This is a genomic window from Acinetobacter sp. UBA6526, assembly GCF_002434875.1.
GTDB lineage: Bacteria > Pseudomonadota > Gammaproteobacteria > Pseudomonadales > Moraxellaceae > Acinetobacter > Acinetobacter venetianus.
In genome coordinates this window covers 14,306-40,642 of record NZ_DJLC01000101.1, presented here as the reverse complement: position 1 = coordinate 40,642, position 26,337 = coordinate 14,306, and the positions used below count along the sequence as shown (strand labels likewise).

At 38.9% G+C, this 26,337-nt stretch carries 22 protein-coding genes and 1 tRNA gene; 8 read left to right on the top strand and 15 right to left on the bottom strand.

What is annotated here, in order from left to right; genetic code table 11:
• Window positions 1-111: 111 nt before the first annotated feature.
• The 3 genes from B4237_RS06585 to hemE all read right to left on the bottom strand — a co-directional run bounded on the left by B4237_RS06585 (window position 112) and on the right by hemE (window position 2,671).
• Entirely contained in the window at window positions 112-582 is a 471-nt protein-coding gene (locus B4237_RS06585) for a DUF3015 family protein (RefSeq protein ID WP_007482736.1), read from the bottom strand.
• 179 nt (window positions 583-761) lie between these two features.
• Window positions 762-1,556, bottom strand: coding sequence for a DUF817 family protein (locus tag B4237_RS06580; protein ID WP_278595584.1), 795 nt, complete (start codon window positions 1,554-1,556; stop codon window positions 762-764).
• A gap of 41 nt (window positions 1,557-1,597) precedes the next feature.
• Window positions 1,598-2,671, bottom strand: coding sequence for a uroporphyrinogen decarboxylase (gene hemE / locus B4237_RS06575; protein WP_278595583.1), 1,074 nt, complete (start codon window positions 2,669-2,671; stop codon window positions 1,598-1,600).
• A 194-nt stretch (window positions 2,672-2,865) separates the two neighbouring features.
• Here hemE and B4237_RS06570 point away from each other — a divergent pair, with 194 nt between their 5' ends.
• On the top strand, window positions 2,866-4,092 hold the full coding sequence (locus B4237_RS06570; RefSeq protein ID WP_004880784.1) for a L,D-transpeptidase family protein: 1,227 nt from the start codon (window positions 2,866-2,868) through the stop codon (window positions 4,090-4,092).
• 50 nt (window positions 4,093-4,142) lie between these two features.
• Here the strand turns inward: B4237_RS06570 and B4237_RS06565 are convergent, their stop codons facing one another.
• Complete coding sequence (locus B4237_RS06565; protein WP_278595582.1) at window positions 4,143-5,405, bottom strand: diguanylate cyclase; 1,263 nt, start codon at window positions 5,403-5,405, stop codon at window positions 4,143-4,145.
• A 162-nt stretch (window positions 5,406-5,567) separates the two neighbouring features.
• Between B4237_RS06565 and pyrC the strand changes: the two genes are divergently transcribed.
• The 3 genes from pyrC to B4237_RS06550 all read left to right on the top strand — a co-directional run bounded on the left by pyrC (window position 5,568) and on the right by B4237_RS06550 (window position 7,347).
• On the top strand, window positions 5,568-6,602 hold the full coding sequence (gene pyrC, locus B4237_RS06560) for a dihydroorotase (RefSeq protein WP_019384961.1): 1,035 nt from the start codon (window positions 5,568-5,570) through the stop codon (window positions 6,600-6,602).
• On the top strand, window positions 6,587-7,252 hold the full coding sequence (rnt, locus tag B4237_RS06555; RefSeq protein WP_026094137.1) for a ribonuclease T: 666 nt from the start codon (window positions 6,587-6,589) through the stop codon (window positions 7,250-7,252). Before pyrC ends, rnt begins: the two co-directional genes overlap by 16 nt.
• Window positions 7,253-7,271: 19 nt before the next feature.
• Window positions 7,272-7,347 (top strand) — tRNA-Glu (locus B4237_RS06550).
• A 64-nt stretch (window positions 7,348-7,411) separates the two neighbouring features.
• On the opposite strand, the gene B4237_RS06545 is transcribed toward B4237_RS06550, so the two are convergent.
• From B4237_RS06545 to B4237_RS06515, 7 genes are all read right to left on the bottom strand, one after another.
• Window positions 7,412-7,960 (bottom strand): DUF2726 domain-containing protein, encoded by a 549-nt coding sequence (locus B4237_RS06545; protein WP_278596205.1) that lies wholly within the window; start codon window positions 7,958-7,960, stop codon window positions 7,412-7,414.
• 147 nt (window positions 7,961-8,107) lie between these two features.
• Entirely contained in the window at window positions 8,108-9,352 is a 1,245-nt protein-coding gene (locus tag B4237_RS06540; protein ID WP_278596204.1) for an NADH:flavin oxidoreductase/NADH oxidase family protein, read from the bottom strand.
• A 111-nt stretch (window positions 9,353-9,463) separates the two neighbouring features.
• Window positions 9,464-11,047, bottom strand: a complete 1,584-nt coding sequence (locus tag B4237_RS06535; RefSeq protein WP_278596206.1) for a dipeptide ABC transporter ATP-binding protein — start codon at window positions 11,045-11,047, stop codon at window positions 9,464-9,466.
• Window positions 11,025-12,035, bottom strand: a complete 1,011-nt coding sequence (locus B4237_RS06530) for an ABC transporter permease (protein WP_278596203.1) — start codon at window positions 12,033-12,035, stop codon at window positions 11,025-11,027. Before B4237_RS06530 ends, B4237_RS06535 begins: the two co-directional genes overlap by 23 nt.
• The gene (locus B4237_RS06525; RefSeq protein WP_278596202.1) at window positions 12,035-13,105 is read right to left on the bottom strand and encodes a microcin C ABC transporter permease YejB; all 1,071 of its coding nucleotides are present in this window, start codon (window positions 13,103-13,105) and stop codon (window positions 12,035-12,037) included. Before B4237_RS06525 ends, B4237_RS06530 begins: the two co-directional genes overlap by 1 nt.
• 64 nt (window positions 13,106-13,169) lie before the next feature.
• Window positions 13,170-15,011 carry an extracellular solute-binding protein gene (locus tag B4237_RS06520; protein ID WP_278596201.1) on the bottom strand — a complete coding sequence of 614 codons (1,842 nt, stop codon included), beginning with the start codon at window positions 15,009-15,011 and terminating at the stop codon, window positions 13,170-13,172.
• 7 nt (window positions 15,012-15,018) lie between these two features.
• Window positions 15,019-18,261 carry a LysM peptidoglycan-binding domain-containing protein gene (locus B4237_RS06515; RefSeq protein WP_278596200.1) on the bottom strand — a complete coding sequence of 1,081 codons (3,243 nt, stop codon included), beginning with the start codon at window positions 18,259-18,261 and terminating at the stop codon, window positions 15,019-15,021.
• A gap of 284 nt (window positions 18,262-18,545) precedes the next feature.
• Here B4237_RS06515 and dnaQ point away from each other — a divergent pair, with 284 nt between their 5' ends.
• The 3 genes from dnaQ to nudC all read left to right on the top strand — a co-directional run bounded on the left by dnaQ (window position 18,546) and on the right by nudC (window position 22,428).
• Window positions 18,546-19,901 carry a DNA polymerase III subunit epsilon gene (gene dnaQ / locus B4237_RS06510; RefSeq protein WP_278596199.1) on the top strand — a complete coding sequence of 452 codons (1,356 nt, stop codon included), beginning with the start codon at window positions 18,546-18,548 and terminating at the stop codon, window positions 19,899-19,901.
• A gap of 128 nt (window positions 19,902-20,029) precedes the next feature.
• The gene (locus B4237_RS06505; protein ID WP_004880808.1) at window positions 20,030-21,676 is read left to right on the top strand and encodes a hypothetical protein; all 1,647 of its coding nucleotides are present in this window, start codon (window positions 20,030-20,032) and stop codon (window positions 21,674-21,676) included.
• Window positions 21,676-22,428 carry an NAD(+) diphosphatase gene (gene nudC, locus B4237_RS06500; RefSeq protein WP_019384971.1) on the top strand — a complete coding sequence of 251 codons (753 nt, stop codon included), beginning with the start codon at window positions 21,676-21,678 and terminating at the stop codon, window positions 22,426-22,428. Before B4237_RS06505 ends, nudC begins: the two co-directional genes overlap by 1 nt.
• A gap of 19 nt (window positions 22,429-22,447) precedes the next feature.
• Here the strand turns inward: nudC and B4237_RS06495 are convergent, their stop codons facing one another.
• The 4 genes from B4237_RS06495 to B4237_RS06480 are packed head-to-tail and all read right to left on the bottom strand — an operon-like array spanning window position 22,448 to window position 25,457.
• Window positions 22,448-23,320, bottom strand: a complete 873-nt coding sequence (locus B4237_RS06495) for an alpha/beta hydrolase (RefSeq protein WP_019384972.1) — start codon at window positions 23,318-23,320, stop codon at window positions 22,448-22,450.
• Window positions 23,321-23,323: 3 nt separating this feature from the next.
• Window positions 23,324-24,034: a BON domain-containing protein gene (locus B4237_RS06490; RefSeq protein ID WP_004880814.1), complete on the bottom strand. Its 711-nt coding sequence runs from the start codon at window positions 24,032-24,034 to the stop codon at window positions 23,324-23,326.
• Window positions 24,035-24,092: 58 nt separating this feature from the next.
• Window positions 24,093-24,509: a YraN family protein gene (locus tag B4237_RS06485; RefSeq protein ID WP_007483580.1), complete on the bottom strand. Its 417-nt coding sequence runs from the start codon at window positions 24,507-24,509 to the stop codon at window positions 24,093-24,095.
• Window positions 24,510-24,515: 6 nt separating this feature from the next.
• Window positions 24,516-25,457: a penicillin-binding protein activator gene (locus B4237_RS06480; RefSeq protein ID WP_278596198.1), complete on the bottom strand. Its 942-nt coding sequence runs from the start codon at window positions 25,455-25,457 to the stop codon at window positions 24,516-24,518.
• Window positions 25,458-25,473: 16 nt separating this feature from the next.
• Between B4237_RS06480 and rsmI the strand changes: the two genes are divergently transcribed.
• Window positions 25,474-26,316, top strand: a complete 843-nt coding sequence (rsmI, locus tag B4237_RS06475; RefSeq protein WP_004880821.1) for a 16S rRNA (cytidine(1402)-2'-O)-methyltransferase — start codon at window positions 25,474-25,476, stop codon at window positions 26,314-26,316.
• The last annotated feature ends 21 nt before the right edge of the window (window positions 26,317-26,337 follow it).

The following is a 26,337-nucleotide window of genomic DNA, read 5'->3' as shown; positions in this document are numbered from 1 at the left end:
ACAGACCTCTGCTCTCACCTATCTCTGATCCAAATCCAGTAAAGAAGATAAAAGTAGTCTATTGAATATAAGAAAACCCTGCCAAATGACAGGGTTTCAAAGTATCAAAGATTAGACATAAGCTTTCAATACAGCATCTTTTGCCATAACGCTTTGTAAAGAGTCTAAAACTTGAAGTGTATTTTGATTTTTGCTTGAGTAAATTTCAGCAAAATTTGCTTTTGAAACTGCGAAGAAACGTGCTTTATCTTGAGCTTTAATCTGCATAAGCTCAGCAAGAACGTTCAAGCTTTCACCTTGACCAACAGCCATATCACGCGCTAGAGCTTCCGCATTTTCATTGGTAAATGTCACCACTTGAGCAGTCACTGTACCACCTTGACGGCATCCTAAAGTACCAAAAGTGATCCCTAATAATTGGTTTGTAAAAATACCGTTAGTTGTTGCAGCAAGAATTTTAGGTGCAACACCTTTTTTACCTGCCCAAACTTGTGTACCAACACCACAACCAACATCATTATCTGCCATTGCTACAGTTGAACCAGCTGCCAATAAAGCGGCCAATGCAATTTTTTTTAACATAGGAAAGATCTCCAGTATCAATTATTTTAACTATTCTTTATCACTATTTTAATGTGCAATATTTTTACACAAGAATTAAAATAACGAGGTTATTCCTTTTTAGCAAATAGATTTTGAAATAAAGTTGAAATATTTATAAACCGAGCTTCGTAATCATCATATTCATCTAAAAATACAGTTTATTTTAACTGCCACTTTCCACTTTCATTGCGATTACCTAGAATTTTAAGTACCAATACCAGACTTAATAGTAATAATAAATACCATGAACCTAACTTGCCCCACCCCACCATATGCCATGCATCAACTTGGCTTGGATACAACCATATTTTATAAAATGTACTAATATTTTCTGCGATCCAAATCAAGAAAGCCAACAATAACAAAACAGGTAACATTGGAATTTTAAAATGCTTCTGCTGAAGCTGAAAATGTAGTTTTGTTTTCCAAAAAATGATGATACTCCAGATAAATAATGCAATACGAATATCTGGAATAAAAAACTTAGTCATGAAATTTAAATAAGATAAAACAGCGAGACACAGCATATTGCTGAATCTTGGTAAGTTCTCAAATGCAACTTGGTATAATCTAAGAGACCGCGCAAAAAAGCTACCTACAGCCGAATACATAAACCCAGCAAAAAGTGGCACTGTAAGTAATTTAAATACAGCAGGTTGCGGATACTGCCAAGAAGCAATTGCTGGATGTGTGAGAAAAATCTCCATCCCCATCGCCATGATATGAAATAAAGCAATAACTTTTGCTTCTGCCCATGACTCGAACTTCAAATAGATCAGACAAGCTTGAATGATCAAAGCATAAAAAAGCAGATAATCATAACGGAAGAAACCAAAATACTCATTGCTTCCCATCGGTGCTGTTAATGCAAAAGCAATTAAAAGTAATAATCCAAATAAGGCAGCCGAAGCTGCCTTAGCGATAAAATGTAGCGGTAAAACAATCAACTGCACAAGATTGATCCTAACATCAGATATTGATTAGAGATTTAAAATCAACCTAAATATTTCGCACTATATTCATGAACAGTATCGACAAAGATTTTCGGCTGAGCAGGATCAACCCATTGCGTAATACCATGCCCTAAGTTAGCAACATAACCTGTTTTTTCACCATTCGCATAGGCATCATCGAGCATTGCTTTTACTGATTTTTCAATGGATGCTGCTGAACCATACAGTACTGCTGGATCGAGATTACCTTGTAATGCTGCGCGACCAGCAATCACATCTCTCGCTGTATATAATGGCGTGGTCCAATCCACCCCAAAAGCATCGGCGCCAGTACCCACCATCGCTTCTAGCCATTGTCCACCACCTTTGGTAAAGACAATAATTGGAATACGACGACCATCTTTTTCACGTTGAAGACCTGCAATAATTTTCTTCATATAATTGAGTGAGAATTCAACATATTCTCGATGTGCTAATGCACCACCCCAGCTATCAAAAATTTGGATTGCTTGTGCTCCAGCATCAATTTGTGCATTCAGATAATCAATCACGGAATCTGCAAGATGATCTAATAATGCATGCAATACTTCTGGCTGTGCATACATCATATGCTTAGTAAAACGGAACTCTTTACTTGAACCACCTTCAACCATATATGTTGCAAGTGTCCAAGGGCTACCAGAAAAACCAATTAAAGGTACTTGGCCATTTAAAGCAGATCGAATGGTCGAAACTGCATTCATGACATATGCTAGATCCGACTTCGCATTTAACTTAGGCAAATTTGCAACATCTTGTCCAGTACGGACTGTTTTATGAAACTTTGGCCCTTCGCCTGTTTCAAAATATAAACCTAAACCTAAAGCATCAGGAACTGTTAAAATATCTGAAAAAAGAATTGCGGCATCAAGTTCATAACGGCGTAATGGCTGTAAAGTCACTTCGCAAGCAAAATCAGTATTTTTACACAAAGAAAGGAAATCACCTGCTTGAGCACGAGTTTCACGATATTCTGGTAAGTAACGACCTGCCTGACGCATCATCCACACGGGTGTTGTATCAACAGGTTCACGTAATAAAGCTCGTAAAAAACGATCATTTTTCAACGTTGTCATTACCAATCTCTAAATTCTTTCATGTAGCGCGCATGATAGCAAAGTTAGCCTAGAAATTATAATTCCATACAAAAAATCTGCCTTGGGCTAAAAATTTCGCTTTGACACAAAACAGCTACTGTAACTCAGCTTATTTTCTGTAATACTTGCAACATCTTATATCTCAATATGAATAATTCTTAAGGTTGAATTACATGTTTGTTCGCTCATTACTCGCTATGAGTTTAAGTTGTATTATTGCTAATGTTGCTTTCGCTGCTCCAACAACTGAGCAACCTTTAAATCCAAAAATAATCTCAGCACCAGTCCAAGATCCAATAGATCCTTTGGCAATTGATCGTGCAGCATCAAGTGTTGTAGCTCAACCAGCTTCACAACCTGTGATGAATACAAGCCCAGCTTCTGCTGTTGTGGCTCAACCAGCTTCACAGCCACAAGTAAATACTGCATCTGTCGTATCTCAGAACCTAGACAAAGCTCCAGAGACTACAGCAGCAGCTTTACCACCAGAAATTCCAACGTCATGGAAAATGGATGCGATTAATAATGCAGAATGGCCTGAAGGTTTACCAAGAGGTAAGCATCCAGCCTATGCCCGCGCCCATGTTATGCTAAATAATGCGCACGCTTCACCAGGTGCGATTGATGGTTCAAGTGGTAAAAACACCTTAAAAGCGATTGCTTCATTCCAACAAATGAATGGCATTACACCAACAGGTGAATTAACCAAAGAAACATGGGATGCATTGGTCGCAAAGCAGACTAAACCTGCTTATGTTGAGTACACCATTACTGAAGATGACCTAAAAGGGCCATATGCAGATTCAATTCCTTCTGACTATGCTTTACAAGCAAAAATGAAAGGTCTTTATTACACTCGCGTAACAGAAATGTTAGGCGAAAAATTCCATATGGATGAAAATTTCCTAAAACAACTTAACCCTCGCGCGAACTTTAAAAAAGTGGGTGAAAAAATCGTTGTTGCGAATGTTCGCAACGATTTACCTGAAGACATTCACTTAATCGTTGCACACAAAGGCGCTAGACAGCTTTATTTGTTCAACAGCCAAAATCAAATGATTGCCTCATTTCCTGCAACGATTGGCAGCACAGACACACCATCACCAACAGGAACCTATAAAGTAACAGGTGTTGCTAAAAACCCTTGGTATAGCTACTCACCTTCTAACTTTGTACAAGGCAAGAATCTTAAACCCCTCTCATTACCACCAGGTCCAAATGCTCCAGTCGGCAATATCTGGATTGGTTTAAGTAAAAAATCATTTGGTATTCATGGCACACCAAACCCATCTTTAATTTCTAAGACGGCATCACATGGTTGTATCCGTTTAACCAACTGGGATGCAAATGATTTAGGTGCTAAAGTCCGTTCAGGTGTTACAGTTAAATTCTTAGAATGATTTTGACAATCGAGCGACATAAAAACCGAATATAATTTATATTCGGTTTTTTATTCCACGATCGGTAAGGGTTGATAATAGATTTGATTCCGACCCAATTGTTTAGCGCGATACAACGCTTTGTCGGCAGTATGAATAAGCACATCTTGGCTAATTTTGGAATTACCATTAAATACCGTAATTCCTAGACTAATAGTCACATGATTGGATACTAAAGATTTTTCATGTGGAATCATAAGCCGATCAATGGCTTTATAGATATTGGTTGCAACGGCATAAGCGCCTTGTGCGGATGTTTCGGGTAATAAAACAACAAACTCTTCTCCACCATAGCGTGCAATAAAGTCCATATGTCGAATGGAACTTTTAATTGTTTTCGCAATTGCTGAAATTACTTGATCACCCATCTGATGACCATAGAAATCGTTATAGTTTTTAAAATAATCAATATCGATAAAAAGCACAGACATTGACTTGGTTTCACGACATGCCAAGTCATAATAATAACTAAACATCTCTTCGAAAGTACGTCGATTCGACACTTTGGTTAATTCATCATGCTGGCTTAAATGAAGTAACTCAGAAGCCTGTAAACGCAAAATCCTTTCATCTATTTCTGAAATTTTGGTTTTTAAAAACAACTTTCGTTCTTTAGATGTCAGCATCACACTAATAGAAAAACCTAAAAGTAAACTGCCAATAAATGTCCGCCCCAACATTAAAAAATCGCATGGTATTTCTAATAAATATAAAGAGACTAAAATACTAATCGCAGCAATTGAACCTAGCCATAACATATGTGTTGGTCGAATGCCACTTAGGATAAATCCCAACATATATAAAAAGGCAATCATCACCATTGCCTGATTTTGCAGGACAACATTGGTGATACTCATCATAAATAACGATGGAAAAACGATCGTAGAAAATACGATGCAACAAACAGCAGGATAAAATAGTTTATTGAGCCTGCGAAAACGAGCAAATACCCAAAATAAAAATAATGCACCGCCTACTATGAGTAGGCTCAAAATACTATAAACAAAATCGGCAATAAAATTGGGACTAGAACGGATAACTAGAAAGTTTGAAGGCAATATGAGGAGAACAAAAATCGTATAAGTAATCACACCCTGACCAAAAAATTGGATTGCATTAATCCGCGTTCTATCAATATTAAATTGCCAGAACTCATTTTCTAGTTGAGACGGTAAAGTCTTTTGTGTTTTCTTCCCTTTAAAATGTTGAAAAACAAGCTGCTCTAACTCTTCTTTCGACCGCCTTAACTGTTCAAGATCATACTGATTTTCCATCCCTCTAACTCTTCTTATAATGCTGTATTCTTGTGCCGCATAAAAATAACACAATTTGTCATTTTGTCGTGCACTTTGATTAACCACTTATCCGTAATTGTAGTTACCATTTTCACACTTTATGCATTATTATTTGTATTATTTTTAAGTTTGAAGTGCACCTTGAACACGATTACCCTTTTACAACCAGATGATTGGCACGCTCACCTGCGTGATGGTTTAGCCTTAGAGCGTACTGTACCTGATTTAGCTAAACAATTTGCACGCGCAATCTGTATGCCAAATCTAGTTCCACCTGTAAAAACGGTAGAAGAAGCTTTAGCTTACCGTGAACGTATTCTAACTCACGTACCTGAAGGTCTTCATTTCGATCCGCGCATGGTACTTTACTTTACTGACTTCACCTCACCTGATGAAGTTCGTAAAATTAAAGAATCTGAATTTGTTAATGCCATCAAACTTTATCCTGCTGGCGCAACAACCAATTCGGATAATGGCGTGAGTGATATTCGTAAAGTATATGCCGTCATCGAACAATTAGAAGAACATCAAGTTCCATTACTCTTGCATGGTGAAGTCACTCATAATCATGTCGATATTTTCGATCGTGAAAAACGCTTCCTTGATGAAATTTTATCTCCACTGTTAAAGCAATTTCCAAAACTAAAAGTTGTTTTAGAACATATTACAACCAGTGATGCAGCTAACTTTGTTCTTGAACAAGATCGTAATGTTGCTGCAACAATCACACCGCAACATTTACTTTTCAATCGTAATGATTTATTGGTCGGTGGTGTTAAACCGCATTTCTACTGCCTGCCAATTTTAAAACGTCAAACGCATCAAACAACGTTGTTGGAAGTTGCAACAAGTGGTAATCCAAAATTCTTCTTGGGTACAGATAGTGCGCCACATTCGCAAAATGCCAAAGAAAATGCATGTGGTTGTGCAGGCTGTTATAGCGCACCAAATGCAATTGAGCTTTATGCACAAGCATTTGATCAAGTGGGTAAAATTGAACGCTTAGAAGGTTTTGCAAGCATGTTTGGTGCAGACTTCTATGGTTTACCACGTAATACGTCTACAATTACTCTAGTTAAAGAAGATAATACAGTAGCAGAATCGCTTGACTATCTTGATGGTCAAAAAATTATTCCACTTCATGCAGGTAAAACACTGCAATGGAGAAAAGTGTGACCCAAGAAGAAAACAAAGCTCCTGTCATTGGTCAGCGTTTTCGTGGATTTTTACCTGTTGTTGTCGATGTTGAAACAGCAGGTTTCAATTCGCAAACCGATGCTTTACTCGAAATTGCTTGTATTCCGATTGTCTATGATGAACAAGGACAATTTGTTCCAGGCCCTTCATTTCATGCACATATCAATCCATTTGAAGGCGCAAATTTAGATCGTCGTTCTTTAGATTTTATTGGTATCGATCCATCTAACCCAATGCGAATCGCAATGGCTGAAGATGAGCGAACAGCATTACGCCGTATATTTAAGTCATTGAATGAAGTTCGTAAGGCCCAGCATTGTACGCATGCGGTATTAGTGGGTCACAATGCTCACTTTGACTTAGGTTTCTTACAAGCTGCGATTGCACGTTCTGGTACAAAAAATCAGAATCCATTTCACAGCTTTTCAGTCTTTGATACAGTGACACTGAGTGCAGTGATGTTTGGTCAAACTGTCTTAGCTCGCGCATGTATTCAAGCTGGTATTGAGTTCGACGGTAAAGAAGCGCACTCTGCTTTGTATGATACTCAGAAGACAGCTGAACTGTTTTGCTATATTTTGAACAAACTGTCTCCTCACCTTCTTGACACTTTGGTGACAGAACCCTAATATACACCCACCTCAAGAAGTCCCTATCGTCTAGAGGCCTAGGACATCGCCCTTTCACGGCGGTAACCGGGGTTCGAATCCCCGTAGGGACGCCAAATTCAAAAAAGCCACTGCATCTTTCAGACAGTGGCTTTTTTATCGTGAGTATCAAAATAAAATTTAAGATATTTTTTGCTCATTGGTATCTGTTTCAATAATAAATGCATCTGATACTAAATGTGTTTTTGGTTCAGCTAAAGGTTCTTCAACGAGTTCAGCAACTTTAATAATTCCGAAATCTTTTTGTACTTGCTCTAGGTCAGGCGTTCTTTTATAACGGATCACACGATAACCAGCCTCAGCAATTAATGCATCTCGGTCAGCATCTTTTTCTTCCTTATCTTTATGTGAAGCATCATCGAGTTCAACAATCGCAACTACATTAAATTGTTTATCTAAGACAACAAAATCAGCAACTTTACGATTAAATAAATTACGTGTTGCATATCCTTTTGCTGTCATAAATGCACTAAAAGCAACTTGTGCTAAAACAATATGCTCAGGCAAAGCTTCTCGTAATCTTAAAAAAGTTGGTTGTTCATTCATTGTGATGATACGTTTACCTTTGATTGGGTTGCGCTCACCTCTACCACCTTTAGCCTTATTCGCATTCGCTAAAAAGAATAAAATGACTGCAAAAACAGCAATCAAAATAATAATCATGGTCATCTATTTCCCCTACTTATAAAAATTATTGTAAATGAAGTTATTGAAACTCTAAGCTCAAACGACTTTATCAGCAACATATTCTATAGGGTATGAGTGATTTTTTATTTTTATTAGAAATAAAAAGGACGCCGAAGCGTCCTTAAAATATTATGCTGACTTTCGAGAATTAACACGCCCTTTGACAACCGCTTTAATATTTCCTTTCGCATAATTTAAGAACACAATTAGAGGTGATAATTTTGGATTTGGTTTCTTACCCTGACCAATCGCCTTAAATTGTGCCGCATACCAAATGATTTCCATGATTGCCATTTTATCAACAAAAGGAATTCCTGTTTTAATCTGGTTCACTGCATAACGTACGTCATTGCCTGCAATTAAACGATCAGTTAAATCCGTTTCCACAGCAAGTGGACGAGCAATACCAATGAAATCACATGCACCGCTTTCAAGCGCGGCATTCATACCAGCAACAGTACGGAAGCCACCTGTCACCATCAATTTGCATGATACATGCTGACGAATCTTTTCAGCGAACTCAAGGAAATACGCTTCTCGTGCAATCGTACTCGCCTTGCGTGACTCGGCCTTTGCTCCAGCCATTGCAGGTGCTTCATAAGTACCACCAGAGATTTCGATAATATCAATCCCCGCCTCATCAATGCTTTTAAACACGGTAATCACATCATCTTCAGTGATTCCACCACGTTGGAAATCAGCAGAGTTTAATTTTACTGAAATGATGAAGTTTTCTGAGGTCGCAGCACGAACTGCTTTATAAATTTCCAATAAGAAACGCGTACGGTTTTCAATTGAACCACCCCATTGATCAGTACGCTTATTGGTCAATGGCGACAAAAATTGGCTGATCAAGTAGCCATGTGCACCATGTAACTGCACACCTTCAAAGCCTGCCTTTTCACAAACGGCTGCGGCTGTTGCAAAACGTTGGATAATATCGAGGATTTCATCATGTGTTAGTTCACGCGGTGTGCCAAACATGGTTGCAAGCATTGGACTAAAAGGGACAGCAGATGGTGCAACTGTTTCTTTGTTTAACCCTTTCGGACATTGACGTCCTGGATGAGACAACTGAATAAGTTGCACCATACCGTATTTCTTACCAACTGCGGCCCATTGTTGCAATTTAGCTAAATCACGTTCGGTTTCAATCGCCACCACACCCGGTTCATTTTTAGCAGCAATATTCACCATGACATTGCCTGTGATCGCACAACCTAAACCACCTTTCGCCCAAGCCTCATACAAACCAATATGCAACTCATTTGGCTGCCCTTCGTGATTGGCGAGCGCCTCACTCATTGCCCCTTTGATAATGCGATTTTTAAATGTGGTATTGCGAATTTGGATACTGTCTGCAATCTGACTCATGGTCATCCTCTGCTACAATTAGAGTATTTACTCTAATTTAATCTGATTATTGTTGGTGTCAAGATATCTTCCGATAAACTGACAATAACATATGTCAATTTAATTACAATGCTAATATTCGCTCGCAGAAATCAGCTGACGCGTATATTCAGTTTGAGGAGATGAGAATAATCGTACGGTGTCTTGATATTCCAATACTTTGCCATGCTGCATTACCATTATTTTTTGACAAAGCGCTTTAATGACTTGTAAGTCATGACTGATGAACAAATAGCTAATTATATCTTGTTGCTGTAACCGACGTAGCAGTTGAATCATAGCCCTTTGCGTCGACCGATCAAGTGCTGATGTGGGTTCATCTAAAATGATGAGTTTAGGCTGTAAAACCAAAGCTCGAGCCAATGCAACGCGCTGTCGTTGCCCACCAGAAAGTTCATGTGGATATTTATGTTTATCCTCAACAGACAATTCTACTTTTTCTAAAACTTGTTCAATTTCTAACGCGATCTGCGATTTCTCAATCGCACGCAAATTTAATCCTTCCGCAATAAGCTGCTCAACATTCATCCTTGGGTTCAAACTACTCATAGGATCCTGAAATACAATTTGTAAGTCAGTTCGGATAGAACGTAATTGATTTTGGTTTAATTGATTGAGTTGAATCTTCTCAAAATGGATTTCACCTTCACTTTTGATTAATCGTGCAATCGCTAAAGCCAAAGACGATTTTCCTGATCCACTTTCCCCTACGATTCCGAGTGCTTCTCCTTGCATAAGGTCTAAGTTGATAGAATCCACAGCGAGCTGAAAACTTTTAATTTGGTTAAACAAGCCACGTTTGATTGGGTACTTTACTGAGACATGGTTTAAAGCCAATAACATTTTAGTTGCATCTAAACTAAAAGCTTGACCAAAATCATGATCCAGTAAATGACGGGTATACGCGGTTTTAGGATGGGTAAAAATTTCTTCAACTGTGTCCTGCTCTGCTGTATGACCTTGATTTAAGACCAGAACATGATCGGCATATCGTTTCACCAAATTTAGATCATGGCTAATCAAAATCATGCACATTTGACGTTGCTGTTGGATTTGCTTTAACAGATCAAGAATTTGAGCTTGCAACATCACATCCAAAGCAGTTGTCGGCTCATCAGCAATTAAAATATCAGGTGCTAATGCTAATGCCATCGCAATCATCACACGCTGGCGTTGCCCACCTGACAGCTCATGTGGATAACGTTTTAAAATTTGTTCTGCGTTTTCTATCCCAACATCTTGCAATAAACACAGTACTTTTTGTCGAGCTTCAGCTTTAGATTGACCCGCTAAGATCAAGCTTTCACCCACAATTTTTTCAACTTGATGTAATGGATTCAGTGCTGTCATCGGCTCTTGAAAAATCATCGCAATTTTTTTGCCACGTATCTGCTGTAATTGCATGCTATTCAATTGATATAAATCAGCGCCCTCAAGTTGCACTGAACCGCTGATGCTCAATGTTTGAGGTAATAACCCCAACAAAGCCAACATGCTTACGGATTTACCTGAACCACTTTCACCGACAAGCGCAAGTGTCTCTGCAGGAAACAGGTCAAAGCTAAGATCGCTTACGAGTGGCTGTCCTAGCTCATTACAAATACTGAGTTTTTCTACTTTCAATACAGCCTGATTATTGTCTTGGGTCAAATGCATCACGTGCAGCCTCCCCAATATAAATTAATAAAGAAAGTACCAGTGCTAAGCTAAAAAATCCTGATAGCACCAACCACGGCGCATCTAAATTATTTTTGCCTTGTAATAATAATTCACCCAATGACGCTGCATCTAGTGGTAAGCCATAACCCAAAAAATCCAATGCAGTCAAAGCCACAATATTAGCCGTCAACATAAAAGGAATTTGCGATAAACTGGAACTTACAGCATTCGGTAAGATATGTTTAAAAATAATTTGATAATCACGTAAACCTACAGCTTGTGCAGCACGCACATAATCCAAATGGCGTGCGCGTAAAAACTCAGCACGAACCAATCCAACCAACTCAGTCCAGCCAAACAGCAGCATAATCACAAATAACCAATACACACTTGGACTAAAGAAGCTGACCAGAATCATCACAATGAAAAGCATGGGTAAACCGCCCCAAACCTCCAAAATACGTTGACCGATCAAATCAATCCAACCACCGTAATAACCTTGAATTGCCCCTGCAATAATTCCGAATACCGCAGAACACAAGGTTAATGCCAAACCAAATAAAAGAGAAACTCGTAAACCATACAAAATACGTGCAAAGACATCACGACCTTGATCATCCGTGCCCAACCAATTTTGTGCCGTCGGCGGTGATGGAACAGGCACTGCCAATGATAAATTTGGTGTCTGATAGGCAAATGCAACTGGAGGAGAAATCATCCACCCCTGCGCTTGGATAAGCTGTTTAACCACAGGATCTTGATAGTCTGTCGTTGTTTCAAACTCACCACCAAAGGTCGTTTCAGGAAAATCTTGAATAATTGGAAAATAAAAAGATTGTTGATAGCGCACCAGTAATGGCTTGTCATTTGCAATCAGCTCAGCGGTAAGTGACAGGACAAAAATCACGATAAATACAATAAAACAGCCAAAACCAAGTTTGTTCTGTTTAAAACGTTGTAGTCGTCCGCGCATCAATGGTGACATCACTTTCCACCTCTTGACTCAAAATCAATCCGAGGATCAATCAATTGATAGAGTAAATCTCCAATTAATCTTAAAATGAGTCCAAACAAGGTAAAGATAAACAACGTTCCAAAAACCACAGGATAATCCCGTTGGGTAATTGCCTCAAAACCAAGTAAACCAATCCCATCTAAATTAAAAATGATTTCAATAAACAGATTACCGACAAAGAAAAGTCCCACTAAAGTTTCGGGCAAAGCTGCAACCACAATTAAAATCGCATTTCGGAAAACATGCCCATACAATACTTGATGTTCATTCAAGCCTTTTGATCGCGCAGTCAGGACATAAGGTTTTTTTAATTCTTCAACAAATGAATACTTCATTAAATAAGCACGCGCAGCAAAGCTTCCCAAAACCATGCTTAAGATTGGCAAACACATATGCCATAAATAATCTTTAATTTTGGCAAAGAAACTGAGTTGAGCAAAATTTTCGGAAACCAATCCTTGTAACGGAAACCACTGTAAATAGCTCCCACCTGCGAAGAAAACAATCAGTAAAATCGCAAAGACAAAAGATGGTATGGCATAACTTACTGCGAGTAACAACGACGTCGATTGATCAAACAGAAAACCATTATTTTTGGCTTTTTTAATTCCAAGTGGAATTGCAATCAAATAAATTAAAAAAGTACTCCATAGTCCTAAAGACAGCGTAACTGGGAGTTTTTCATAGAGCAGTTGCGTCACAGGCTTATCTTTAAAAAAGCTCGTTCCAAAATCAAAACTCAAATAACCTTTAAGCATTAACCAAAAACGTTCATGTGCAGGTCGATCAAATCCATACTGCACTTTAATTTTCTCAAGCATTTCAGGACTGAGTCCACGCGCACCTTGATACTGCGCTAAATCACTTAAATGAGAACTATTATTTCCCACTGTGCCTAGAACTTGTACATTTTGGATTTGCTGAATGGCTTGCTCGACAGGTCCACCAGGTGCAACCTGAACAATCATAAAGTTGATCAACAAAATGAAAAATAATGTTGGGATCATCAATAACATTCTTTTCAGAATATAGTTCATCATTAAAGAGAATCCCTTAATACGTTATTTGATCAAAATTTTAGAACACTGTTCATAATCATTCTAATCAATGCTTTTGAACGGACTGATTCAATTTCTTGGCTTTCTCAGCGTTAATCCACCAATATTCCCACCCCACAGATAGCTTCGGCTTAATCACAGGCTGCTGGTAAATATTCCAATAAGCAAACCAACGCTCAGGCTTGCCATAAGTTAAAATTTGGTAGTAACCGGCACGTAATAAACGATCGAGCACACGCGTATATAAAACCACTTCTTCACGACTTTTTGCAGCAACAATTTTCTCGATCATGCGATCAATCACAGGATTTTTAATCCCTGAATAATTATAGTTATTGGCTTCATCTGCCGCGACGCTTCCCCAAAACTGTGCTTGCTCCTTACCTGGCGTAAGCGTTTGAGGCATATTAAACACCATCATATCAAAATCATGTCGACGAATCCGCTCCATATATTGCGGTACATCTACCTGTCTTAGATTGACTTGGATACCAAGTCGATTCAAATTACGAACAAATGGCATCAACTCTCTTGGCTGATTTTCTTGCTGCATCAACAACTCGATCTGAACCAGCTTACCTTGACGATCATATAACCTATTCTTTCGAATTTGATAGCCCGCATCTTTTAAAAGCTTTTGTGCAGTCAATAAGTTTCGACGATTAAAACCACTAGCATCAGACACAGGATAATGCCAATCCTGTACTACACCTTGCCGCATGATTGGATTGAGTTGGTCCATATAAGGCTTTAACACACTCAACTCAGCAGCACTTGGTCGACCTTTTGCGGCTAAATCCGTATTATCAAAATAGCTTTGTAAGCGACGATTTTGATTGAAAAATAGTGCCTTGTTTTGCCATTCAAAGTCGTAGGCATAAGTTAATGCCTGACGTAAATGGATGTCGTTTAGGGGGGCACGTCTGGTATTAAAGACTAAACTTTGAATATCTAAAGGCGTATGAAGATGGGCTTTATACTTTTTAATTGAACCAGATTGCACCGCAGGAAAATGATAAGCGGTCATCCAATTACGGATATTTTTCTCTTCGTATAAGGTAAATTGTCGAGACTTAAAACCCTCAAAGCTGACATCTAAATTTCGATAATACACATATTTGAGTCGATCAAAATTATAGCGACCTTTATTTACAGCCAAATCTTTTGCCCAATAATGCGGACTGCGTTTATAACTAATACTTCGTCCTGCATCAATTCGATCAATCACATAAGGCCCTGAACCCACAATTGGCTGCAAAGTCACGCGACTAAAATCTCTGTTGATCCAATCTTGTTTTGAATAGATCGGCAAGCTCGCCACAATCAATGGCATTTCAACATTGTTGTCGGACTTAAAAATAAATTTGACTTGATGCTTAGATAATACTTTTGTTGTCGCCAAATCAGACAAATACATTTGCAAACCGAGATTTGCCTTGGTTTGATAAGTATCAAATGTAAATTTTACGTCTTCAGCCGTGAGTGGTTGACCATTATTAAAGCGTGCCTTGGGATTCAAATAGAAAATAATATATTTCAAATGATCAGGGTCATAACTCACTTTTTCTGCGAGTAATGGATACATTACCCTCGGCTCATCCAAAGAGCGATCCATCAAAGTATCAAATAGATAATTTACCCCTTCTGTCGAGCTGCCTTTGCCATTCATACTATTCAAGTTATCAAAAGTACCAAGGCTCGACTGACTCAATACCCCACCTTTAGGTGCTTGTGGATTGGCATATGGCATGACCTGTAGCTTTGCATACTTGGGCTGCACATGCATGGCGAGATATGGTGTTGTTTGTACAGCTGCACACACAATCTGAGTAAAAAAGCTTAGTCCATAAAATAGACTAAGCTTTTTATAAAGAATAGATCGAATCATAGATCAATTATAAGTTTGGTACTTTAATCACATCACCAATTCGTAACTGAGTACTTGGTTTAAAGTCATTCAATTCAGCAAGTGCACTCGTATCTAAACCAAATTTACTTGCCAAACCAATCAAGGTGTCACCACGCTTAACTTTGTATTCAGTTACTAATTTTGGAATCACAATACTTTGACCCAGTTGTAAGCCCGTGTTTGGACGTACACCATTTAGATCTGCTAGCTCACGACCAGACATACCTAAACGACTCGCAATACTATTGAGCGATTCACCAGACTTAACTGTGTATTTCTCAGTGTTTTTGCTTAAAGCCGTTTTCGACACACTTCTCGTATCATCAGCTTTGGCAGACTCATTGCTTGGTACGTCACCTGACAACTTAAGCTTTTGCCCAACACGGATGCTACTGTTACGAGATAAACCATTTAAAGCAGCAACATAATCCAACTGTAAATAATAACGGCTTGCAATGTTGCTCAAGGTATCACCAGACTTTACGGTATAAATATCTGGGGCACTTTCTTCTTTCTGATTTGATTTACTATTTGATGCTGTTTTTGCTGGCGCATCACCTGTCAATTTCAAACGCTGTCCAATACGAACACCAGAATTTCGTTCTAAACCATTCAGATCGGCCAAATCACTTAACTGTAGGTCGTATTTATTTGCAATCGCGATCAGGCTATCACCTGATTGAACGACGTAAGTTTCAGGTGTTTTTACTGTTGCAGGGATTTTCAAGCTTTGTCCAAAGCGCAAACCACTGTTCACCTTGATATTATTTAAATCTGCTAACTCATCTAAAGTAATTTTTGACTGTGCCGCAATACTTGTTAATGTATCACCACGTTGTACCGTATAGCTCTCTGTTTTATAGCTGGTAGAAGCCGTAACGTTGTCATATTTTACTGAGGTTTTGGTGTCTGAAACATCATCACTTTGATTGACTTCATTTACAGGCACATTAATTTTTTGCCCGACTAATAGGCTGCTTGTCGCACTTAGATTAGGGGTGAGATCAGCCAGTTCTTGATTAGACAATGCATATCGATCTGCAATTAGTTTTAAGTATTCTCCACGCTTCACCGTATACGTTTTAGTTGCAACTTTATTCGTCACTTTATTGTCAGTATTGCGTGTAGATTGTTGCGAACTACCTTTAGGCTCTTTCAAAGTAAGCTTTTGACCTACAAATAAGCCATCTGTAACAGAGAGGTTGTTGTAGTCTGCTAGCTGTTTTAGGCTTAAATCAAAACGGGATGCTAACGAAGTCAAACTATCACCAGACTGCACCACATAGCTCTCTGGTTTTTCAGCAACCTTAGCAGCCTCTGGTTGAGGTTTTGCATCGTAAAGATACAAGCTGGTTCCAACAAATAAAGTGCCTGTTGGATCAATTTGGTTCCACTTTGCAATGTCACGCCAGTTCACACCATTTTTTTGTGCAATAACGGCTAAGGTATCGCCTGGAAGAACAACATACGTTGAACGTTTACCCTTCGGCGCAACGACAACGACATCGGTATCCGTTTTAATATACGGTTTGCCTTGATTTCGCTTAGCGTCATCACTGTTTGCTGTAGTAGTATCTTCTACTAAGTTCTTAGGATAAGCGAAGCCTTTGGTAACTTCTTGACCTTTTTCATCAGCAACAGATTGGCTTGTTTGAATCGCTGTTAACTTAATTTTGCCATCAAATGGATCAACAATTTCAGTTCCTTTCGGCGCAATCGCTTTAATTTCAGCAACAACTTGGTCTTTCTCAGCTTGAGTTGCTTGTGGTTCTAAAACTTGAGCAACAGTTTCCTTTTTACCCTCTTCTTTTACGGCTGCAATAATCTGCTCACGCTCTTTACTCGAAATCGGTGGTTCAACCTTTACAGGTTGTACATTTGGCGCAGGAGTAATCGCAACAGGAATCCGCGGTGCACTTGGTACATTAGCCGCCGCTGCAAATGAAGCTAAGGCATCCGAACCTTTTGGTGTTGTAATTCGGCTATTTGACGTCGTTGTCGTTGTCGTTGGTCGAGATGTACTCGCTGTTAAATTAGGTGGAGTCTTGGTTGATGGCGTAATTGTTTGACCTGAACTAGAGCTTGTCGTTGTTCGAATGGTTGTCGATGTACTGACATTATTGTTCATCGCTGGCGGGTTATTGTTGCTGGCTAAGAAACTACCAGAGCTAGCTTTTCCTGAACGCAACTTAGCGTCAATTGATGGACTTAAATCCGCTGGAATCAAGATACGCATTGGGCTTGTTGGATCAACCATCTCACCACGATAAGCAGGGTTCAATGCATACAACTCTGCACGGCTCAAACCTGTTATAGAAGCAATTTGGTTAAGCGATAAAGGCGCAGACAGATTAATTTCACGAAAGTGTGGTCTATTCGCAATTGGCGGTAAGGCTACCCCATAAGCACTTGGATTTTTGATAATTTGCGCTACAGCCAAGAAGCGAGGCACGTAGTTCATGGTTTCTTGTGGTAAGCGTAGTGACCAATAATCTGTTGGCAGACCTGCTGCTTTGTTGCGGTTAATCGCTTGTTGGATACGACCCGGACCTGCATTGTATGCTGCAAGTGCAAGCTCCCACGAACCAAATTGATTATATAGACTACCTAAGAATTCATAAGCGGCACGAGTTGACTCTACAACATCACGGCGACCATCATACAAACTGGTTTGTTGTAAACCATAGATACGACCTGTGCTTGGAATAAACTGCCATAAACCTGCTGCAGCAGCGCTGCTGGTTGCCGCTGGGTCATAAGAACTTTCGATGACTGGAAGCAATGCCAACTCTGTTGGCATACCACGGCGTTCAGCTTCTTTTACTGTGTGATATAAATAACGACTGGCACGCGCACTTAAACGATCTAAATACGGTTGACGAGAAATAAACCAACCACGCTGTGCTTCAATACGAGAATCCCAATGATTCAAGTCCATCTTGAATCCAACGGTCATACGTTTCCACACATCACCATGTTTAAGAACTAATAAACGATCTCCCTCTACAGCACGCATATCTGTTGCAGAGAGTAAATCTTCAAGCGAATCTAAACTGTTTGCATCTAAGAATCCAGAACCCATTTGCTTTGAAGATGAGGTCTTTGATGATTGTGGCGTCGATGAACAGCCCGTCGTAATTCCTAGCGCAGCTAAAGCAGAAGTAAGTACAGTAATTTTAAAAAATGATGTAGCCGATGCTTGCCACACCAATGTGGTCGATTTATACATAAAAACTTCCAGTCAACTCACGCTAGTTTATTTCTTCGATTTGCCATTGTAGTAAAGCATGTCACTTAGACAAGGCAATAATTTAACGTGATTTGCATGGAAATGTTACAAGAAATTTAAAAATATGAGTTTTGTAACGCTCAGAAACCGAATTTAGCTTTACAATACAAGTTGTCATAAGGGAGTGCTACACTTTTAAATGAGTACACTCAAATAAAACTTTGCTTTTATTCGATCGCCCTTATTCTTGTAACACAGTTCAAATTCATTTTTTAGGTTCATTTATGTCTCAAACAATCACACTTTATGTTGATGGCGCATGTAAAGGCAATCCCGGATTAGGTGGTTGGGGTGCGTATATCATTACCGAACAAGGTGAACATAAAATTTGTGGTGGTGAACCTGAGACAACCAATAATCGGATGGAACTCACTGCGGCAATCGAGGGTGTTTCATTTTGTCCAGCAGATGCTCATCTAATTATTTGGACTGACTCCAACTATGTGAAACAAGGGATTACTGAATGGATTCATGGCTGGAAAAAGAAAAACTGGAAAGATGTTAAAAACCCAGACTTATGGCAAAAACTAGATGCAGTTTGTGCCAATCGAAATATTGAATGGAATTGGATAAAAGGTCACGCTGGTCATGCGGGCAATGAAATGGCTGACCAACTGGCAAATCAAGGTGCTGAACAAACGGCTCAACAAATGAAAATGACAACACAGGCTAACGCTGATACAAAAAAGCCTGAATCAGACTGGTTACTTAATGATCCTTTTGGTCTGGATATAGGAACTGAGTCTGAAGAAATCGAGGAAGAGCCAGAGGAAATTATTGCTGAAGAATCCAGTGATGATGTCTCAGACGTAATTACTGAAAATGCAATACCAGTGAGCAACTCACATCCTCATGTAGTGATAACCGAAGCAAAACTTAATCTGCAGGGTCCTCGCCAACTAATTCTAGATACCGAAACGACAGGTTTTTATTATCAAGATAGTGATCGAATCATTGAAGTTGGCGCGATTGAAATGATCAATCGCAAACTAACAGGTAGCTCGATCCATATCTATATCAACCCAGAAAAACCTGTTGGCGATTCTGTCGATGTCCACGGTATTACAGATGAATTTCTAGTTGATAAACCCAAATATGCTGAAATCGCAGATACACTTTTCGCATATTTAAAAGGCGCTGAAATCATTGCACACAATGCAACCTTCGATATGAACTTCTTAGACATGGAGTTTAAACGTGTAGGTCTGCCTTTACTTTCAGATGTATGTGACGTTACTGATACCCTAGCCCTTGCAAAAAACAAACACCCCGGACAGAAAAACTCATTAGATGCGCTGGTGCGTCGTTATGAAATTCCTGCACGAGATCGTACTTTTCACGGTGCGTTACTCGATGCTGAAATTTTGGCAGATGTTTACCTTGCAATGACAGGTGGGCAGGTTTCTTTTGATATGGACGCACTGTCTGAATCAGAGGAAGGTCAAAACAAAACCTCACGCCAAAGAATCGAAGTCGATTTACCAGTGATTTATCCGAATGACGATGAAATCAACCAACATGAGACGTGGGTCAAACAATTCGAAGAAAAACATGGAAAGCCTTGCTTTTTTGCAAAATAAATTTCCCAATCCATGTGTTTTTTTGTATCTCAAGTTTTAAAACTTACGTTATATTAACTATTAAAGATTTAAGCCTCCTCTAATTAGGAGGCTCATGGATATAACAACTCAGGAAAGGTGTAGGTCACATGTCTTACCAAACCTCGATTCACTTCGACCCCACGGCATTACTAATAATAAAAAATGAGATCGACAACTCGATTAAATTAGTAGAGACAGCAGTTAATACGCTTGCCGAAGAACAAGCCCTCCCTTTTGGTATTGATGATGCACTCAATCAATTCGAGCAATGTACACAAGTTCTTGCCTTGATTGATATGCCACATCTCTCGCAAATTACCCAATACTCAGCTGAGCTCATGAGAAAAATCATGGCTCAACCAGAGCAAATCAATACTGGTGATGTTGTTGCTTTAAGTGAAGGCACAACAATGTTAAAGCGTTACATTGAGTTTATTTGTCTTCGTGAAGTTAAAGTTCCACAATTCTTACTCGATACGCTGAACCGCTTAGAAAAAGCTTTAGGCAAACCAATTACACAAGAAGGTCAAAGCATCCAACCATTACTGGACTGCATCACACCGAACTTCAATCTGCCTCAAGCTCCAAGCCTTGAGCAATCACAATACATTCACCAACTCTATAAACTATGTTTGAACAAGTTGATCAAACAAGCTGAATCACCTTTAGATTTACAAGGTATTAAACTGGTTGCAGTGTACATGGCAGGTCTGGCGGCTGATTTACCTAGCCAACAATATTGGCAACTTGTCAGCGTTGGTCTAGGTCATATTGAAGATTTATTAATTACTGAAGCACGTCTGCGCACTTTAATTAAAATTGAAACTAATATTGGTCAATTCTTGGCTCAGCCTACGGCATTCCAAAGTAACCTTGTTGATCTTGCAGACATTCTAAGTATTTGTATCAGCCAAGAAGATGATTTATCACAACATATTCGTGAACAATTGAATATCGGCGATGAACTATTGAGCGATACGCAACTACAAGTTTTGAGTCGCCATCTATATGGTCCTGATTACGAAACTATTCATACAATTAGCCAGCTAATGACCAATGAAATGGCTCAAATTCGTAATGAAATTGAATACAATCACCAAAACATGTCAGCCGAGAAAACACAGGAATTACAAGAAAAGCTCAAACAGCTTTCAAATGTGTTCAAAGTGCTCAACCTGAATGAAGCAGCGAATGAATTGACTCAACAAGCAGAAAAGTTAAGTCAGCCAAATACGCTTACTGATGCAACCTCTGTTCAACAATTGATGAATAGTATTCTGGCTTCAATGAACTCTATTGGTATTTTAGAGCGCAACTACACCTCTAGCCGTTTACAGCTACGTGTAAATAATATGCAGATTTCTCTAGATCGACTAGATGAAGCACATAAAGCACTATTAACTGAAACGAAGACGTTGATTGAAACATTAACCCAAACACTCAGTTTATACGTTCAAGATCCAGCAGCGCATAGCTTAGAAGCACTGCCAGAATATTTTAATCAATTGGCTGGTGCTGCGTTATTCTTAGGTAGTTCTGCCCAACAGACTGCATTATTAGGTGCTGCACATTTTGCTCAATACCGTCTTTCACAAAATGAAGGATTCGATGCTGAGCAAATCAATTGTATGCTAAATGTTGTTGCTGGCTTAGATTTACTCGTTGATAACTTGAAGAACAAGCAACCAGTATTGCAATCTATGTTTGATGTGGCATTATCAAACAGTCAACAATTACAAAGCGTAGCGGCATAATGACTCAACTATCACTTGCTTATATTTTTCAACATCAAAAACTGTTAGTAGACGAAAAATTTCAACTACCACAAGTCGAAAAAATAGCAAGTGACCTTCCCATACATCATAGCGATCAAGTGATCGCTCGTGATTTGCTAGAAGATGAAATCATTCCTGATGGGTATCAACTCGTACCCATCCGCGAACTGATTCAAACATGGTCAAATACAGAGTTTTTACAAGCGAGCCGAGCAATTCAATTGCTTGAATGGCGTCGCAATCATAAATTCTGTAGCCATTGTGGTCATGCTACTGAAATCCACCCGCGTGAATATGCCATGATCTGCCCTGCTTGTGCATATCATCAATATCCACGTGTACAGCCTTGTATTATTACGATCATTACCAAAGGCGATGATGAAATCTTGCTGGCTAAGTCTGCACACAACAAAAGCAATATGTACGGCTTAATTGCTGGATTTGTAGAAGTAGGTGAAACTTTAGAAGAAGCTGTACAACGCGAAGCATTCGAAGAGGTTGGATTAAAACTCAAAAATGTTCGCTATCTATCAAGCCAACCTTGGCCTTTTCCAAGCAATTTAATGATCGCCTTTCATGCTGAATATGAATCTGGAGATATTGAATTGCAACTTGAAGAAATTAGCGATGCACAATTTTTTAAATTCGATCAACTTCCAGAAATTCCATTCAAAGGCAGTATCGCACATGCCATGATTACGCAAATGGTAGAAAGTAAAAAAGCATCTTAAATAAGATGCTTTTTTTAATTTAATCTTCTAATGCTTCTTCTAAAAAATGCAAAATAGTGCGCTTCGTTTTAAAGTAATGACTTACAAAGCTCGCTAGGGTTGCAACAATAGTAATATGTCCTGTTTTTGGAATCACCATAACGTGACTATGGTTGCCCTTTTCTCTTAATGCTTTATCAAGATCAAAACTATTGTGATTCCCCACTAGTTGATCGTTTTCAGCCATCAATAAATAATGCTTAATCTTATTTGGATTTACAAAATAATATGGCATCACTTGCTGATAAGGAATGTGTTGATCAAATGCATGTTCAGACAATGGATCATCTTTATAGTCAAAGTGATAAGGCCCAGCTAAACCAACTATTGCCTTAATATTCTCTGTGTATTTAAACTGTTGAGATTGTGCTGAGTAAACAACAGACATGACATTAAACGCACCTGCCGAATGCCCCATCAAGATAATATTCTCAGTCGAAATATTAAGCTTTTTCTGATTTTGATTTAAATAATGTATCGCTTGGGATAAATCATCAATGAATGCAGGAAAAATATTTTCTGGTGCAAGTTGATAATTAATGACGGCAACATCAAAGCCTTCGCGAGCGAATGACTCCCCAATAAACAAATAGTCTCTTTTATTGCCATGTTGCCATGAACCACCATGTACAAAAATAATCAGTGGTCTTTGCTTCTTCGGGTTCTTAGTACGATAAAGATCAAGACGATTTCTTGCTTTTAATCCATATGCAAGATGCTCTTCCTTTTCATAAGTATCTTTGGGTGTCAGATAATTGATTGAATAACTTGCTAAATCATACAGGCGAAATTCCTGATAGAAATTTTTCGCCCGTATAACATTTTCTTGTACTTGTTGAATAAGTTGCTTCATAAATTAAGGTGTGGTCGGAGTAATAGTCGCAGGTTCAGCCTGATCAGGATCAATCGCAACTGGAGTCTCAACTAAAGGTTGTGTCGATGCAGTTCCCACCATAGGTGTTGCAGCTGTCGAACTCGCCATAGTTCCAGAAGACTGATCAATGTTATCAATCAGTGTAACAATTTTACTCACATTACCAACTTTTTGTAAGACATCATCTAAATCTCTTATTTCAGCAGTATTTAGACGACCCATCACATAAAGCACGCCATTTTCAGTATGAACAAGCACTTTACTATCAGAAACAACGGGCGCTTTCATCAACAAACCACGTGTATTCGCAGTCACTGTTGCATCTTGCATAATCGTGTTATAGCCAACTTTGTCGCCAACTGTAATGTAGTTATGGACTGCTTTGACATCACTCATCGCACGAACATTATCTTCAGCCAACTGTTTTAAATACGGATCAGGCACCTGACCTGTCAGCAACACATTGCTATGAAAACTTTCGATATTGATTCGAGATTGTTTAAAACGATGATCTAATTTATACAAATTAATGTTCGCAGTACGCTTAATCGAGGAGTCAATAAAAACCTGCCCTAGACTACGCTCTCCGCTGTTGGTTCCCACAGGAGAAGTCCCTGTACCACCTGAAATAAAACTCGCACATCCCGATAAACTTGCAGCGCAAAGTAACGTAATCGTTAAACGTTTCAACACTTGGCAAGACTCCCTATCTACAAACTTGTTCAATCTTGGGCATTTATCTTAAAAAAGTTCAGATATTGACTTCATCTAAAGTAAACGCATGTTCAATCCATTGCTGATCATACTTCAATTTTGAAAAGTCTGGTTGTACTGTTTTTGCAATTTTCTGTGGAAAATCAAAACAAATCACATCAAAACGGCAATCATAATCATAATAATCAGGGTTTTCTTGTAAAAAGAGTTGTGCTGTTTTTATGATTTTACGTCTCTGAGAAGACGTTATAACCTCACACGCCGCTGCATAACTTCCTGCGGACCTTGCCTTTACCTCAACAAAGATCAGCTCATTTTTTCGTTTTACAATTAAGTCAATTTCACCATATCGGGAATGATAATTTCGGCTTATATATTCACATTGATGTGTTTGTAAAAAAGTCAGGGCGCATTGTTCCGCCCATTGCCCTAGCTCATTTTTCTTTTTCTGCATAATGCTTTAACTTAGTTTGAGAGTCTGAATACCATTTTTCTGCTGTTGATAACATGCTGGCTGACGGCGTATTTTAGTATTGTTGATTTCTATTAGCCCTGTGCGACCTGAAAATGAAAAATGCTCATCATCTGAATGTTTAAGGAATTGTTCCGTAATCGTCCACGCATCTCCGCCAAATGCCAGTAAGCGCTGAAATGCCATATTTTCTGGTTGCTCTTTATATGCTTCGATCAAATCGGCCCATTGTCCATTATACAACGCTGGCGTATCGCAAAAACTCAAACCTAACGGGATTGACCGTCCTTGTTCAATGCTAATCGGGGTCGCGTAAATATTTCGCTCGGGTAATTGCCCTAACTGCTCTATCCAATTGTGATTGCCTAATAGCAGCAAACCTTCTTTTCTAGATAACTTTTTAGGTTGTTCATTGATAAACTCAATACCATCACCGAACTCTGTCATCAATGCCATCATAAAAAGTTCAGTTGCAGACTCTAAACCAGACTGACGTAAAACATATAATTTCTTAATTTTATCTTTCTTGAGCAATCGATTGAGCGTAGCCGCATCATCCTGTTTGGCTAAACTAAATTGCCACATATGATTAGCTTCTTTGTTAACATCATTGAGCGCCAAAACAGGAACTTTAGGACTCAATTCCATCATTTGTTCAATATGCGGTCTAGCCAATGGTCCAACAATTAATTTTGTCTTATTGTTTGTTTTTTTCTTGATAATGCTATCCATACTATTGGTTGTGGAATCAACAAAAATCAGCTTTTCTTTGCTACCAGATGCTGTATAAGCGCTCAAGAAACCACGTTTGATGCTGTCACCAGCTCGCGCCATTGCACCAGATTCGGGTAGAATCACCAAGACGTCCGCATAAGCTGGACTGATAGATGCTGCTAAACACAGTAGCAACCAATATTTTTTCAAGTACATTATGGAGTTACCTTATATGAGTGCTCAATTATTTGTTGTAGCAACCCCGATTGGGCACTTAGATGACATGACCTTTCGTGCAATTGATATTTTAAAGTCGGTTTCGGTAGTTGCCGCAGAAGACACTCGTCAGTCTGCTCAGTTATTTAAGCACTATAATATCTCAACTCCGTTAACAGCGTGTCATGATCACAACGAAAGTAACAAAATTGATCAACTTCTCCAAAAAATGCTAAATGGTGAAAATGTTGCATTAATTAGTGATGCGGGTACACCGCTAATCAGCGACCCCGGTTTTAAGTTAGTTCGCGCAGCACAACAACATGGAATTCGAGTGATTCCTGTACCAGGCGCATGTGCTGCAATCGCTGCTTTGAGTGCAGTTGGTTTACCAAGTGATCGTTTTAGCTTTGAAGGCTTCTTACCATCTAAAGCATCTCAACGTATTGGCCAACTCGAAAAACTAAAAGATGAAACACAAACATTGATTTTCTATGAAGCACCACATCGTATCTTGGCTTGTATTCAAGATATGGTTCAAGTCTTTGGCGAAGACCGTCCTGTTGGTTTTGCTCGTGAAATCACAAAGACCTTTGAAACCATCAAAAAGATGACGCTAAAAGAGTTAGTAACTTTTATTGAAAATGATCACAATCAAGAAAAAGGTGAAATTGTAGTTGTGGTTGGTGGTGCATCTGCTGAAAAAGACTTGGAGCAAGACAAACTAGATGAATTATTAAAACGCTTATTGCAAGATTTATCAGTGAAAGCTGCGTCGCAATTGGCTGCTGATTTGACAGGTATTAAAAAGAAAGTGGCGTATCAGCGTGCTTTGGAATTAACGCAAAACGATAATTAAAACACCATAAGAGACTCTTTA